Source organism: Leptothrix mechoopdaensis (SeqCode), from assembly GCF_053893855.1.
Genome location: NZ_CM132699.1, coordinates 4,501,161 through 4,514,309, shown reverse-complemented (window position 1 = coordinate 4,514,309; position 13,149 = coordinate 4,501,161). Strand labels below are relative to the sequence as shown.

Annotated in this window: 12 protein-coding genes; 8 read left to right on the top strand and 4 right to left on the bottom strand. The window is 67.8% G+C overall.

Going from position 1 to position 13,149, the window contains the following annotated elements; genetic code table 11:
- Positions 1 to 19 precede the first annotated feature (19 nt).
- On the top strand, positions 20 to 1,660 hold the full coding sequence (locus ACWA7K_RS19695; RefSeq protein WP_456163487.1) for a peptide chain release factor 3: 1,641 nt from the start codon (positions 20 to 22) through the stop codon (positions 1,658 to 1,660).
- A 37-nt stretch (positions 1,661 to 1,697) separates the two neighbouring features.
- Here ACWA7K_RS19695 and ACWA7K_RS19690 read toward each other — a convergent pair whose 3' ends face one another.
- Positions 1,698 to 2,861: an alpha-hydroxy acid oxidase gene (locus ACWA7K_RS19690; protein ID WP_456163485.1), complete on the bottom strand. Its 1,164-nt coding sequence runs from the start codon at positions 2,859 to 2,861 to the stop codon at positions 1,698 to 1,700.
- 87 nt (positions 2,862 to 2,948) lie between these two features.
- Positions 2,949 to 3,884: a LysR substrate-binding domain-containing protein gene (locus ACWA7K_RS19685; protein ID WP_456163483.1), complete on the bottom strand. Its 936-nt coding sequence runs from the start codon at positions 3,882 to 3,884 to the stop codon at positions 2,949 to 2,951.
- Positions 3,885 to 4,162: 278 nt separating this feature from the next.
- Between ACWA7K_RS19685 and rpsL the strand changes: the two genes are divergently transcribed.
- The 5 genes from rpsL (at position 4,163) to rpsJ (ending at position 9,126) form a co-directional block, all read left to right on the top strand.
- A complete protein-coding gene (rpsL, locus tag ACWA7K_RS19680; protein WP_130482345.1) occupies positions 4,163 to 4,537 on the top strand; it encodes a 30S ribosomal protein S12 in 375 nt (124 codons plus the stop codon).
- A 188-nt stretch (positions 4,538 to 4,725) separates the two neighbouring features.
- Positions 4,726 to 5,196: a 30S ribosomal protein S7 gene (gene rpsG, locus ACWA7K_RS19675; protein ID WP_130481885.1), complete on the top strand. Its 471-nt coding sequence runs from the start codon at positions 4,726 to 4,728 to the stop codon at positions 5,194 to 5,196.
- An 86-nt stretch (positions 5,197 to 5,282) separates the two neighbouring features.
- Positions 5,283 to 7,385 carry an elongation factor G gene (gene fusA / locus ACWA7K_RS19670; protein ID WP_456163480.1) on the top strand — a complete coding sequence of 701 codons (2,103 nt, stop codon included), beginning with the start codon at positions 5,283 to 5,285 and terminating at the stop codon, positions 7,383 to 7,385.
- Between the two features lie 147 nt (positions 7,386 to 7,532).
- A complete protein-coding gene (gene tuf, locus ACWA7K_RS19665; protein ID WP_456163478.1) occupies positions 7,533 to 8,723 on the top strand; it encodes an elongation factor Tu in 1,191 nt (396 codons plus the stop codon).
- Between the two features lie 91 nt (positions 8,724 to 8,814).
- Positions 8,815 to 9,126, top strand: coding sequence for a 30S ribosomal protein S10 (rpsJ, locus tag ACWA7K_RS19660; protein WP_019561663.1), 312 nt, complete (start codon positions 8,815 to 8,817; stop codon positions 9,124 to 9,126).
- Between the two features lie 92 nt (positions 9,127 to 9,218).
- Here the strand turns inward: rpsJ and ACWA7K_RS19655 are convergent, their stop codons facing one another.
- Positions 9,219 to 10,493, bottom strand: a complete 1,275-nt coding sequence (locus ACWA7K_RS19655) for an O-acetylhomoserine aminocarboxypropyltransferase/cysteine synthase family protein (protein ID WP_456163475.1) — start codon at positions 10,491 to 10,493, stop codon at positions 9,219 to 9,221.
- Positions 10,494 to 10,722: 229 nt separating this feature from the next.
- Between ACWA7K_RS19655 and ACWA7K_RS19650 the strand changes: the two genes are divergently transcribed.
- On the top strand, positions 10,723 to 11,427 hold the full coding sequence (locus ACWA7K_RS19650) for an EAL domain-containing protein (protein WP_456163473.1): 705 nt from the start codon (positions 10,723 to 10,725) through the stop codon (positions 11,425 to 11,427).
- A gap of 196 nt (positions 11,428 to 11,623) precedes the next feature.
- Positions 11,624 to 11,944, top strand: coding sequence for a hypothetical protein (locus ACWA7K_RS19645; RefSeq protein WP_456163471.1), 321 nt, complete (start codon positions 11,624 to 11,626; stop codon positions 11,942 to 11,944).
- A 133-nt stretch (positions 11,945 to 12,077) separates the two neighbouring features.
- Here ACWA7K_RS19645 and dmeF read toward each other — a convergent pair whose 3' ends face one another.
- Complete coding sequence (gene dmeF / locus ACWA7K_RS19640; protein ID WP_456210229.1) at positions 12,078 to 13,079, bottom strand: CDF family Co(II)/Ni(II) efflux transporter DmeF; 1,002 nt, start codon at positions 13,077 to 13,079, stop codon at positions 12,078 to 12,080.
- Positions 13,080 to 13,149: the final 70 nt, after the last annotated feature.

Genomic DNA, 13,149 nt, shown 5'->3' with positions numbered 1-13,149 from the left:
CACGAGCCCGCGCGCCGCCATGACCACCGAGACCTCCGACGCCCTGACCGATCCGCTGGCCCGCGAGATCCGCCGCCGCCGCACCTTCGCGATCATTTCGCACCCCGATGCCGGCAAGACCACGCTGACCGAGAAGCTGCTGCTGTTCTCGGGCGCGATCCAGATCGCGGGCTCGGTCAAGGCCCGCAAGGCCAGCCGCCACGCCACGTCCGACTGGATGGAGATTGAGAAGCAGCGCGGCATCTCGGTGGCCTCGTCGGTCATGCAGATGGAATACGGCGACTGCGTCATCAACCTGCTCGACACCCCCGGCCACCAGGACTTCTCGGAAGACACCTATCGCGTGCTGACCGCCGTCGACGCGGCGCTGATGGTGATCGACGCGGCCAACGGCGTGGAGCCGCAGACCCGCCGGCTGCTGCAGGTCTGCCGGGCCCGCAACACGCCGATCCTGACCTTCATCAACAAGATGGACCGCGAGGTCAAGGACCCGCTCGCGCTGATGGACGAGATCGAGCAGGAGCTGGGCATGACCGTCGTGCCCTTCACCTGGCCGGTCGGCATGGGCAAGGTCTTCCGCGGCGTGATGGACCTGCGCGCCGACCAGATGCGGCTGTTCGCGCCGGGCGAGGACCGCGTCGGCGGCGACGAGGAAACCCTGCACGGCCTGCAGGACCCCGTCCATGCCGAGCGGTTCGGCGCGCCCTACGAACAGGCGCTCGGCGAGATGGAACTGGTGCGCGACGCCGCGCCCGCCTTCGACCACGCCGAGTTCCTGTCGGGCCGCCAGACGCCGATGTTCTTCGGCTCGGCGATCAACAACTTCGGTGTGCGCGAGGTGCTGGACGCGCTGGTCGAACTCGCCCCGCCGCCCGGCGCGCGCACCGCGATCGAGCGCACCGTCGAGCCCGACGAGGCGAAGTTCAGCGGCGTCGTCTTCAAGGTGCAGGCCAACATGGACCCGGCCCACCGCGACCGCATCGCCTTCGTGCGCGTGTCATCGGGCAAGTTCACCCGTGGCATGCGCCTGAAGGTCGTGCGCAACGGCAAGGAGATGCGCCCGCAGACGGTGGTGAGCTTCCTGTCGCAGCGCCGCGAGCTGGTCGACGAGGCGGTGGCCGGCGACATCATCGGCATCCCCAACCACGGCGTGCTGCAGCTGGGCGACACGCTGACCGAGGGCGAGGCGCTGCACTACACCGGCCTGCCCTTCTTCGCGCCGGAGAGCTTCCGCACCGTCGAGATCAAGGACCCGCTGCGCAGCAAGCAGCTGCGCCAGGGCCTGCAGCAGCTGGGCGAGGAAGGCGCGATCCAGGTCTTCAACCCGGTCTCGGGCGGCTCGCTGATGCTCGGCGCGATCGGCCAGCTGCAGTTCGAGGTGGTGCTGCACCGCCTGAAGAGCGAATACGGCGTCGAGGCCCGGCTGGACCCCTGCCGCTTCACGCTGGCGCGCTGGATCACCTGCGCGGACGAGGCCAAGCTCAAGCGCTTCATCGAGTCCGAACCGCTGCGCATCGCCTACGACGTGGTCGGCGCGCCGGCCTTCCTGGTGCAGTACAGCTCGGACCTGCGGGTCACGCAGGAACGCGTGCCCGACATCCAGTTCCACGCCATGCGCGAGCACTCGGGCCGCGTCTTCGGGGCGGCACCGACGCTCTGAGCGGGCGCTCCGGGCAGGGGCCGGACTCCGTCGCGCGTCAGTCGCGCGGCGCCACCGGATAGGTGCCCGGCACCAGGATCGTCCGGTCGACGTTGGTGAGCTGCGTGTGGCCGCAGAAGGCCATCGTCACGTCGAGTTCCTTGTGCAGGATCTGCAGCGCCTTGGTGACGCCGGCCTCGCCCATCGCGCCCAGGCCGTAGACCATCGCGCGGCCGATCATCGTGCCGCGCGCGCCCAGGGCCCAGGCCTTGAGCACGTCCTGGCCGCTGCGGATGCCGCCGTCCATCCAGACCTCGATCTTCGAGCCGACCGCCTCGACGATCGCCGGCAGCGCGTCGATGCTGGCCGGTGCGCCGTCAAGCTGACGGCCGCCATGGTTGCTGACCACGATCGCGTCGGCCCCGGCCTGCGCGGCCAGCACGGCGTCCTCGACCTCCATGATCCCCTTGAGGATCAGCTTGCCGCCCCAGCGTTCCTTGACCCAGGCCACGTCGGCCCAGGACAGGCGCGGGTCGAACTGCTCGTTGGTCCAGGCCGACAGCGAGCGCATGTCGCTGACACCCTTCACGTGGCCGACCAGGTTGCGGAAGGTGTGGCGGCGCGTGCCGGCCATGCCCAGGCACCAGCGCGGCTTGGTCATCAGGTTGACGATGTTGGCCAGCGTCGGACGCGGCGGGGCGGTCAGGCCGTTCTTCAGGTCCTTGTGGCGCTGGCCGATCACCTGCAGGTCCAGCGTCAGCACCAGCGCGCTGCACCTGGCGGCCTTGCAGCGGTCGATCATGCGGGCCATCGCCTCGCGGTCCCGCATCATGTAGAGCTGGAACCAGAACGGCGCGGTGGTGTGTTCGGCGATGTCCTCGATCGAGCAGATGCTCATCGTCGACAGCGTGAACGGGATGCCGAACTTCTCGGCCGCGCGCGCGGCGTGGATCTCGCCGTCGGCGTGCTGCATGCCGGTCAGGCCGACCGGCGCGATCGCCACGGGCATCTTCGCGGCCTGGCCGATCATCTCGACGGCGGTGCTGCGGTTCTCCATGTTCACCGCCACGCGCTGGCGCAGCTTGATGCGGGCGAAGGCGCTCTCGTTGTCGCGGTAGGTGCCCTCGGTCCACGAGCCCGAATCGGCGTAGTCGTAGAACATGCGCGGCACGCGTTTCTCGGCCAGCACGCGCAGGTCCTCGATGTTGGTGATCACGGGCATGGCGGGTCTCCTCGGGGGTTTGTCGATGTGGGTAGGGCGAGCGCCGCGATGCTAGCGAGCGCCCTGTCCTGCTCGCCGGAAAGAAATTCAGGCCGGACCGGAAAGCGCGGCGCGGCCCTCGGCCACCGCCGCGGCGCAGGCTGCCGCCAGCCAGTCGGCAAAGGCCGCCGCCGCCAGATCGCCCGGCCGGACCCGCACCTGGTACTGCTGGGCCGGATGCGCCGGCAGGTCGAACAGCACCCGCAGTTCACCGCGCCGCAACCAGCCGCGCGCCAGCGAGGGCCGCACCAGCGCGACGCCCTGCCCGGCCAGCGCCGCCTCCAGCGTCAGGCCCAGGTCGACCAGGCGCGGGCCCTCGGCCGGCTCGGGCCAGTCCAGCCCGGCGGCGCGAAACCACGGCTGCCACGGCTCGACCGGCGTGCGCAGCAGCGGCCAGCCCGCCAGGTCGCCCGGCAGGCGCGGCCGGCCGTGACGCTCGATCAGCGCCGGGCTGGCCGCAGGCAGCACCGCCTCGTCCATCAGCAACGCCATGCCGGGCGAGCCCGGCGGGCCGTGGCGGACCTCGACGTCGGCCTCGACCGCCGCGCCGTCCTGCAGGAAGGGGATCGACAGCACGACCTCCAGCTCGACCTCCGGATGCGCGGCCGTGTAGCCCGGCAGCGCCGGCACCAGCACGTGGCGCGAGAACGTCGGCGGCGCGCTGACCCGCAAGGTGCGACGGCGCTGTCGCGCCCTCTGGTGCAGCGGCACGGCGGCCAGCAGCCCGAGCGCGGCGCGGACCTGGCCGAGGTACTCCTTGCCCAGCGCCGTCAGGGTGAGCGCTCGCCCACCACGCGCCAGCAAGGCCGCGCCGAGCAGGTCCTCCAGCGTCGCGATGCGCTTGCCGACGGCGCTGGCGGTGACGGCCAGCTCGTCGGCCGCGCGCTCGAAACTGCCCAGCCGGGCGGCGGCCTCGAAGGCTCGCAACGCCTCGATCGACGGGAAACGCAGGTCGGCGGACGGTGGCAGCACGGGCTCGTTCATGTCCGCACTCTAGAGGACGCCCCGCCACCCGGCCGCTCCGGACGCCCCGCCTTGCCACGTTTTTGAGCAGCCCCCTATAATCGCGAGCTTTTCGCTCGGTCCATGGACGACAGCTGGATGCACATCCAGCCACCCCCAAGGGCGCCGGCAACAGAAGTCAGGGCCTTGCCCCGAAGCCTGCGACGGCCACGCGCCGCCTGCAGGCTTTTCTGCTGGTCAGGCCCCTGGCACCGGACGAGAAGAACCACCACGTAACTTCAAACGGGAACAAGTTACCCATGCCAACCATCAATCAGCTCGTGCGCCACGGCCGTGAGGTCGAGCCCACGAAATCCAAGTCGCCTGCGATGCAGAACTGCCCGCAGCGACGCGGCGTCTGCACCCGCGTGTACACCACGACCCCGAAGAAGCCGAACTCGGCGCTGCGGAAGGTCGCCAAGGTGCGCCTGACCAACGGTTTCGAGGTCATCTCGTACATCGGCGGTGAAGGCCACAACCTGCAGGAACACAGCGTCGTGCTCGTGCGCGGCGGCCGTGTGAAGGACCTGCCGGGTGTGCGTTACCACATCGTGCGCGGTTCGCTTGACCTGCAAGGCGTCAAGGATCGCAAGCAGTCGCGTTCGAAGTACGGCGCCAAGCGCCCGAAGAAGTGATCGACTGATCATCAGCCCGTCACGCGACATCGTCACGATGCGCGTCCGACGGAACCAGCGGCAGCCGACCCGTGTGGGGCGTGTCTGTCGAGTAAGCGGATGTCCAGGCTTGTGAGTGACATCTCGGTGGCAGCGAAGGCGCAAGACGCGCAACGCCGCAACCCGCTGAAGCCTCGAAAGGAATTGAAATGCCACGTCGTCGCGAAGTACCCAAGCGCGAGATCCTCCCGGACCCGAAGTTCGGTTCGGTGGACCTGTCCAAGTTCATGAACGTGATCATGGAATCGGGCAAGAAGGCCGTCGCCGAACGCATCATCTACGGTGCGCTGGAGCAGGTCGAGAAGAAGGCAGGCAAGGATCCGATGGAGATCTTCCTGACCGCGCTGAACAACGTGAAGCCCATGGTCGAAGTGAAGTCCCGCCGTGTCGGTGGTGCGAACTACCAAGTTCCCGTGGAAGTTCGCCCCATCCGCCGGATGGCCCTGGCCATGCGCTGGCTGAAGGAATCGGCCCGCAAGCGCAGCGAGAAGTCGATGGCCCAGCGCCTCGCCAACGAGCTGCTGGAAGCCTGCGAAGGCCGTGGCGGCGCGATGAAGAAGCGCGACGAAGTGCACCGCATGGCTGAAGCCAACAAGGCGTTCTCGCACTTCCGTTTCTGATCCGGTCGACCCGACCTTGAACCCCCCGGCTGCCCCACCCGGTCCGATCGACCGGCACGGGCGGCCTTCGTATTTGGAGTGACACCATGGCTCGCCAGACCCCCATCGAGCGGTACCGCAACATCGGTATCTCGGCTCACATCGACGCCGGCAAGACCACCACCACCGAGCGCATCCTGTTCTACACGGGTGTGAACCACAAGATCGGTGAAGTCCACGATGGCGCGGCCACGATGGACTGGATGGAGCAGGAACAGGAACGCGGCATCACGATCACGTCGGCCGCGACGACCTGCTTCTGGAAGGGCATGGACCTGTCCTACCCCGAGCACCGCTTCAACATCATCGACACCCCCGGACACGTGGACTTCACGATCGAGGTCGAGCGCTCGATGCGCGTGCTCGACGGCGCGTGCATGGTCTATTGCGCCGTGGGTGGCGTGCAGCCCCAGTCGGAAACCGTCTGGCGCCAGGCCAACAAGTACAAGGTGCCCCGCCTCGCGTTCGTCAACAAGATGGACCGCACCGGCGCGAACTTCTTCAAGGTCGTCGACCAGATGAAGACGCGCCTGAAGGCGAACCCCGTGCCCATCGTGATCCCCATCGGTGCCGAAGAGAACTTCAAGGGCGTCGTGGACCTGATCAAGATGAAGGCCATCATCTGGGACGAGGCGTCCCAGGGCATGAAGTTCGACTACCAGGACATCCCCGCCGAACTCGTGGCTGACGCGCAGAAGTGGCGCGAAAGCATGATTGAGGCCGCCGCCGAGTCCAGCGAAGAGCTGATGAACAAGTACCTCGAGACCGGCGAGCTGACCGAGGACGAGATCAAGCTGGCGATCCGTCAGCGCACGATCGCGACCGAGATCCAGCCGATGCTCTGCGGCACCGCGTTCAAGAACAAGGGCGTGCAGCGCATGCTCGACGCCGTCATCGACTTCCTGCCCTCGCCGGTGGACATCCCCCCGGTCAAGGGCACGGATGACGACGAGCAGGAAACCAGCCGCAAGGCCGATGACAGCGAGAAGTTCGCTGCGCTGGCCTTCAAGCTGATGACCGACCCGTTCGTCGGCCAGCTGACCTTCGTGCGCGTGTACTCGGGCGTTCTGGCCTCGGGCGCTTCCGTCTACAACCCGATCAAGGGCAAGAAGGAACGCATCGGCCGCATCCTGCAGATGCACGCCAACCAGCGCGAGGAAATCAAGGAGATCCTGGCCGGTGACATCGCCGCCTGCGTGGGCCTGAAGGACGTCACCACGGGCGAGACCCTGTGCGATCCGGACGCCATCATCACGCTGGAAAAGATGGTCTTCCCGGAGCCGGTGATCTCGCAGGCCGTCGAGCCGAAGACCAAGGCCGACCAGGAAAAGATGGGCATCGCGCTGGGTCGCCTGGCTGCGGAAGATCCGTCGTTCCGCGTGCGCACCGACGAGGAATCGGGCCAGACCATCATCTCGGGCATGGGCGAGCTGCACCTGGAAATCATCGTCGACCGCATGAAGCGCGAGTTCGGCGTGGAAGCCAACGTCGGCAAGCCGCAGGTCGCGTACCGCGAGACCATCCGCTCGAAGGTCACCGACGTCGAAGGCAAGTTCGTTCGCCAGTCGGGCGGCAAGGGCCAGTACGGCCACGTCGTGCTGACCGTCGAGCCGCAGGAAGCCGGCAAGGGCTTCGAGTTCGTCGACGCGATCAAGGGCGGCGTGGTGCCGCGCGAGTTCATCCCCGCGGTCGAGAAGGGCCTGATCGACACGCTGCCCAACGGCGTGCTGGCCGGCTTCCCGGTGGTCGACGTCAAGGTGACGCTGACCTTCGGTTCGTACCACGACGTGGACTCGAACGAAAACGCCTTCAAGATGGCGGCTTCGATCGGCTTCAAGGACGGCTGCCGCAAGGCCAGCCCGGTCATCCTCGAGCCGATGATGGCCGTGGAAGTCGAGACCCCGGAAGACTACGCCGGCACGGTGATGGGCGACCTGTCCAGCCGTCGCGGCATGGTCCAGGGCATGGACGACATCCCGGGCGGTGGCAAGGTCATCAAGGCCGAAGTCCCGCTGTCGGAAATGTTCGGCTACTCGACCTCGCTGCGCTCGGCCACCCAGGGCCGCGCCACGTACACGATGGAGTTCAAGCACTACAGCGAAGCTCCCCGCAACGTGGCTGACGCGATCATCACCGCGCGCGCCAAGTAAGCAGTTCCTGCGGCCGCCTTCACGGGCGGCCGCACCTCGTGCGGTCTCCGCAGCGTCTGCCCCCGATTGCCCGTGCCCGGGGGATCCACAGCGCCGCGAGAGACCTAAAACCGCCCACGGGCATTGTTCTTTGATCAGGAATCTGACATGTCTAAAGAAAAGTTTGAACGGACCAAGCCGCACGTCAACGTCGGCACCATCGGCCACGTCGACCACGGCAAGACCACGCTGACGGCGGCGATCACGACCGTTCTGTCGAAGAAGTTCGGCGGCACGGCCAAGGCCTACGACCAGATCGATGCGGCGCCGGAAGAGAAGGCTCGCGGCATCACGATCAACACCGCGCACGTCGAGTACGAGACGGCCAACCGTCACTACGCGCACGTGGACTGCCCGGGACACGCCGACTACGTCAAGAACATGATCACGGGCGCCGCGCAGATGGACGGCGCGATCCTGGTGTGCTCGGCCGCTGACGGCCCGATGCCCCAGACCCGCGAGCACATCCTGCTGAGCCGCCAGGTGGGCGTGCCCTACATCATCGTCTTCCTGAACAAGGCCGACATGGTGGACGACGCCGAGCTGCTGGAGCTGGTGGAAATGGAAGTCCGCGAGCTGCTGAGCAAGTACGACTTCCCCGGCGACGACACCCCGATCGTCAAGGGCTCGGCCAAGCTGGCGCTGGAAGGCGACACGGGCGAGCTGGGCGAGCAGGCCATCATGAAGCTGGCTGACGCGCTGGACAGCTACATCCCGACGCCCGAGCGCGCCGTGGACGGCGCCTTCCTGATGCCGGTCGAAGACGTGTTCTCGATCTCGGGTCGCGGCACCGTGGTGACCGGCCGTATCGAGCGCGGCGTGGTGAAGGTCGGCGAGGAAATCGAGATCGTCGGTATCCGCGACACCCAGAAGACCACCTGCACCGGCGTGGAAATGTTCCGCAAGCTGCTGGACCAGGGCCAGGCCGGCGACAACGTGGGCATCCTGCTGCGCGGCACCAAGCGCGAAGACGTGCAGCGCGGCCAGGTGCTGTGCAAGCCGGCTTCGATCAAGCCGCACACGCACTTCACCGGCGAGGTGTACGTGCTGTCGAAGGAAGAAGGCGGCCGCCACACGCCGTTCTTCAACAACTACCGTCCGCAGTTCTATTTCCGCACGACCGACGTGACCGGCTCGATCGAGCTGCCGAAGGACAAGGAAATGGTCATGCCGGGCGACAACGTGTCGATCACCGTCAAGCTGATCGCCCCGATCGCGATGGAAGAAGGCCTGCGCTTCGCCATCCGCGAAGGCGGCCGCACCGTCGGCGCCGGCGTCGTTGCCAAGATCATCGAGTAAGTCTTTGCATGGCTGCCGGGCGATCCCGATGGGGTTGTCCGGCGACCTGTACCGGAGGCCGCAAGGCCACCCTGCTCTTTAAGGAATCACCATGCAAAAGCAAAAGATCCGCATCCGCCTGAAGGCCTTCGATTACAAGCTGATCGACCAATCGGCTCTGGAAATCGTCGACACGGCCAAGCGCACCGGCGCGATCGTCAAGGGCCCCGTGCCCCTGCCGACCCGCATGCAGCGCTTCGACATCCTGCGTTCGCCGCACGTCAACAAGACCTCGCGCGACCAGTTCGAGATCCGCACCCACCAGCGCCTGATGGACATCGTCGACCCGACGGACAAGACCGTCGACGCGCTGATGAAGCTGGACCTGCCGGCCGGCGTGGACGTCGAGATCAAGCTGCAGTGATGCAGCCGCGCCGGCCCCGGTGAACACCGGGCCGGCCCGAACCCGGAACCCCCGCCAGGTGCGAACCTGGCGGGGGTTTTTTCATGGCGCGATCAGGCCGATGCGGCCAGCGCGCGGTCGAGGTCCTCGATCAGGTCGTCGATGTGCTCGATGCCCACGCACAGCCGCACCGTGTCCTCGCCGACGCCCGAACGCGCCAGCTCCTCGGGCGAGAGCTGGCGGTGCGTGGTCGAGGCCGGATGCGTCGCCAGCGACTTGCAGTCGCCGATGTTGACCAGCCGCGTGAACAGCTGCAGGGCATCGAGGAAGCGCTCGCCGGCTGCCCGCCCACCCTTGACGCCGAAGGTCAGCAGGCCCGATGCGCGACCGCCCATCAGCGTGCGGGCCAGTTCATGGTCCGGGTGATCGGGCAGGCCGGCGAAGTTGACCCAGCCGACCTGCGCATGACCCTGCAGGTGCCGCGCCACCGCCAGCGCGTTGTCGCAGATGCGGTCCATGCGCAGCGGCAGCGTCTCGATGCCCTGCAGGATCAGGAAGGCGTTGAACGGCGAGATCGCCGCGCCCATGTTGCGCAGCGGGACCACCCGGGCGCGGCCGATGTAGGCGGCCGGGCCGAGCGCCTCGGTGTAGACGACGCCGTGGTAGCTGACGTCCGGCTCGTTCAGGCGCTTGAAGCGTTCCTTGTGCTGGGCCCACGGGAACTTGCCCGAGTCGACGATGACGCCGCCGATCGAGTTGCCGTGGCCACCCAGGTACTTGGTCAGCGAATGCACGACGATGTCCGCGCCGTGTTCGAACGGCCGGCACAGGTAGGGGCTGGGCACCGTGTTGTCGACGATCAGCGGCACGCCGTGGCGGTGCGCGATGTCGGCCAGCGCGGCGATGTCGGTCACGTTGCCCTGCGGGTTGCCGAGCGACTCGACGTAGATCGCCTTGGTGCGCGCGTCGATCAGCGGCTCGAAGCTGGCCGGGTCGCGGTGGTCGGCGAAGCGCGTCTGGATGCCGTACTGCGGCAGCGTGTGCGCGAACAGGTTGTAGGTGCCGCCGTACAGCGCCGTCGACGAGACGATGTTGTCGCCGGCCTCGGCGATGGTCTGGATCGCATAGGTCACCGCCGCCTGGCCCGAGGCCAGCGCCAGCGCCGCGATGCCGCCCTCCAGCGCCGCCACACGCGCCTCCAGCACGCCCTGGGTCGGGTTCATGATGCGCGTGTAGATGTTGCCCGCCACCTTCAGGTCGAACAGGTCGGCGCCATGCTGCGCGCTGTCGAAGGCATAGGCCGCCGTCTGGTAGATCGGCACGGCCACCGCCTTGGTGGTCGGGTCGGGCTGGTAGCCCGCGTGCACGGCGAGGGTCTCGAACTTCATCGTCTGGCTCCAATCGTTGACGGGTTGAGGACGTTCAGGTGGTGAACCCCCGATGCTGCGCCCGCCACTCGCCATCAGCAGCAGGACCATCCCTGCCTGCGCCCAACCTGCCGCCCGCAGCCGTCGGGCCGATGCCCGGGCGCGACGCCCACATGGGGTGAACAGCGGTGGCAAATCCGGGCTGATGCAGCGACCGTGACGTGTGCCACGTTCGACACTGGCCGGTGTCATGAACCTCTCCCGTTCACACGCCTTGACCGCGCGACCGCCCTTGATCGATGACCTGCGCCAGGCAATCGATCAGGACACGTGCGGGCTCGCCTTCCTGCCGGTCATCGGACTGGGCGACGGGCGGGTCCAGCACCACGAGGTCGTGCTGCGCTGGCGCCACCCGAGCCGGGGCGTGCGGCGGGTCGACGACCTGTTCCCGCTGGCCGGGCAGGCCGGCCTGATGCACCCGCTCGACGACTGGCTCTTCGAACGTGCCGCCGAGCAGTTGCAACGCTGGGCCGCCGACAGCGCCGGCGCCACCCCGCAGCGCTTGGCGATCACGGTGTCGGCAAGCCGGTTCCTGGCCGCTCCGGACAGCCTGATGCGATGGCGGGCGACGCTGGACCGGCTCGGCCTGACCCGTCACCAGCTGCTGCTGGCCGTCGACCACGTCGGTGCGCTCATGGGCGGGATGCCAGGCCACGGACTGGCGGCCGACATCCTGAAGATCGACCGCAGCGTGCTCGCCGGGATCGAACACGACGCCCAGGCGCTGGCGCGCTGCGAAGGTCTGGTCGAGCAGGCCCATCAGCTGGGCCTGCGGGCGGTTGCGGACGGCGTCGAGACGCCCGCCCAGCGCGCGGTTCTGGAGGCCATCGGCTGCGACCTTGGCCAGGGCCACCTGTTCGCGGCGCCCTCGCACGACGGCACCTGCCACGCCTGAGGTGCGCCGTCATGATGTGGGCCTTAAGACCCACCATCCAGACTTCGGGCGTCCACACCCGAACCTGACCGACTCGCCGTCTCCGACATCGCGCCGCCGGACGATCCGACCGACAACCGAGCCCGCCTGTGGTGCAGCAACCGCGTGGCACCGGCCGACATCGCGGACTCATCAAGCTTGAGTTCAGAATTGGGGGATGTCGTTCGTGACATCCTTCACGCCGAACGCGCTGGAACACGCCCGCGACGGTGAAAACAGCACCGCCTTCGGACCTGCCGGTCAATCGCCGGAACTGAACAAATCGCCCAACAGGCGAGCAACCGATGACCCGATCCGGCAAATATCACCCCCGGATCAGGTGGTGGCGCGTCCGGCACCGCTGAAAACCATCTCTTCCAGATTGATGAACGTCAATCTTGCGGACGCCGCCGCCGAGAAGGAGAGCCATTCCGGCCGGCCGTGGCAGCGGCCAGATCGCCAACATCGTCACGAAGACGCCGAGGTTCGCCCCGGATAATGGGTTCATTTCCCACCGAAGGCCACCGTCCGGCCGTCGCGATGGGCACGGTTTTTTGCACCTGGCAGTTCCCTTCGATTGGGTGCATGGCCTCACGATTCGTCGAGAGGCCATTTTTTTGTCTGCCGCCGGGTCAGTGCCGGTGTCGCGCGCGGTGGATCTCGATGGTCGCGTGCACGATCTCCTCGTGCACCGCGAGCCAGCGCCGGACCTCGGCGGCGGTCAGCGCCGGGTCGTCGGTGACGAGCACCAGCGCACAGGCGTGTGCGGCGCGGCCGATGCGCCAGACGTGCAGGTCGGTCAGCCGCGTGACGCCGTCGCCGCCATGCGCCGCGATGACCTCGCGGATCTCGTCGACGACCGGGTGATCCATCTCGCGGTCCAGCAGGACCCGGCTGGCATCGGCCAGCAGGCCCCGGGCCCAGTGCAGCACGACGACCGACCCGACCAGCCCCAGCACCGGATCCAGCCATGACCAGCCCCACAACCAGCCCGCCGCCAGCGCGGCCAGCGCCAGCACGCTGGTCGCGGCATCGGTCAGCACGTGGACGTAGGCCGAGCGCAGGTTGAGGTCGGGTGCCGGGCCGTGGTCATGGCCATGTGCGTGGCCGTGGGCATGACCGTGGTCATGCGGATGACCGTGCGCATGCCCGTGCGTGTGCCCATGCGCCCCACCCAGGATCAGCGCACACACCAGGTTGACCGCCAGCCCGACCGCCGCGACGACCATCGCCTCGACGTAGCGGATCGGTTCCGGCGACAGCAGGCGCTCGACCGAGCCGACCGCCATCATCAGCGCGACGACCACCAGCAGCACCGCGCTGGTGTAGCCCGCCAGCACCTCGATCTTCCACGTGCCGAAGGCATAGCGCGGGTCGTCGGCCAGGCGTCGCGCGCTCGCGTAGGCCAGCGCGCTCAGCCCGATCGCCAGCGCGTGCGAGCTCATGTGGATGCCGTCGGCCAGCAGCGCCATCGAGCCGTAGACCAGCCCGGCGACGATCTCGGCCAGCATCATCAGCAGCGTGATGACGACCACCTGGCGGGTGCAGCGTTCGGCCGCATCGTTGCCGGCATCGAAGCGGTGGTGATGCTCCCAGGGGGCGTCGGCTTGAGGTGGATCGTGGCGTGTGGACATCGTCAGATTCTGCCGGTCGGCACGAGCCACGAAAGAACCCAAGCTGGATAGACTCCCTCGGCCCGACCCG

What these genes read in the sequence shown, in the direction of transcription:
- rpsG (WP_130481885.1), top strand. Translation starts at nt 4,726, where the DNA reads ATGCCACGTCGTCGCGAAGTACCCAAGCGCGAGATCCTCCCGGACCCG.
- ACWA7K_RS19685 (WP_456163483.1), bottom strand. Translation starts at nt 3,884, where the DNA reads ATGAACGAGCCCGTGCTGCCACCGTCCGCCGACCTGCGTTTCCCGTCG.
- rpsL (WP_130482345.1), top strand. Translation starts at nt 4,163, where the DNA reads ATGCCAACCATCAATCAGCTCGTGCGCCACGGCCGTGAGGTCGAGCCC.
- rpsJ (WP_019561663.1), top strand. Translation starts at nt 8,815, where the DNA reads ATGCAAAAGCAAAAGATCCGCATCCGCCTGAAGGCCTTCGATTACAAG.
- ACWA7K_RS19645 (WP_456163471.1), top strand. Translation starts at nt 11,624, where the DNA reads ATGTCGTTCGTGACATCCTTCACGCCGAACGCGCTGGAACACGCCCGC.
- tuf (WP_456163478.1), top strand. Translation starts at nt 7,533, where the DNA reads ATGTCTAAAGAAAAGTTTGAACGGACCAAGCCGCACGTCAACGTCGGC.
- ACWA7K_RS19690 (WP_456163485.1), bottom strand. Translation starts at nt 2,861, where the DNA reads ATGCCCGTGATCACCAACATCGAGGACCTGCGCGTGCTGGCCGAGAAA.
- fusA (WP_456163480.1), top strand. Translation starts at nt 5,283, where the DNA reads ATGGCTCGCCAGACCCCCATCGAGCGGTACCGCAACATCGGTATCTCG.
- ACWA7K_RS19650 (WP_456163473.1), top strand. Translation starts at nt 10,723, where the DNA reads ATGAACCTCTCCCGTTCACACGCCTTGACCGCGCGACCGCCCTTGATC.
- ACWA7K_RS19655 (WP_456163475.1), bottom strand. Translation starts at nt 10,493, where the DNA reads ATGAAGTTCGAGACCCTCGCCGTGCACGCGGGCTACCAGCCCGACCCG.
- ACWA7K_RS19695 (WP_456163487.1), top strand. Translation starts at nt 20, where the DNA reads ATGACCACCGAGACCTCCGACGCCCTGACCGATCCGCTGGCCCGCGAG.
- dmeF (WP_456210229.1), bottom strand. Translation starts at nt 13,079, where the DNA reads ATGTCCACACGCCACGATCCACCTCAAGCCGACGCCCCCTGGGAGCAT.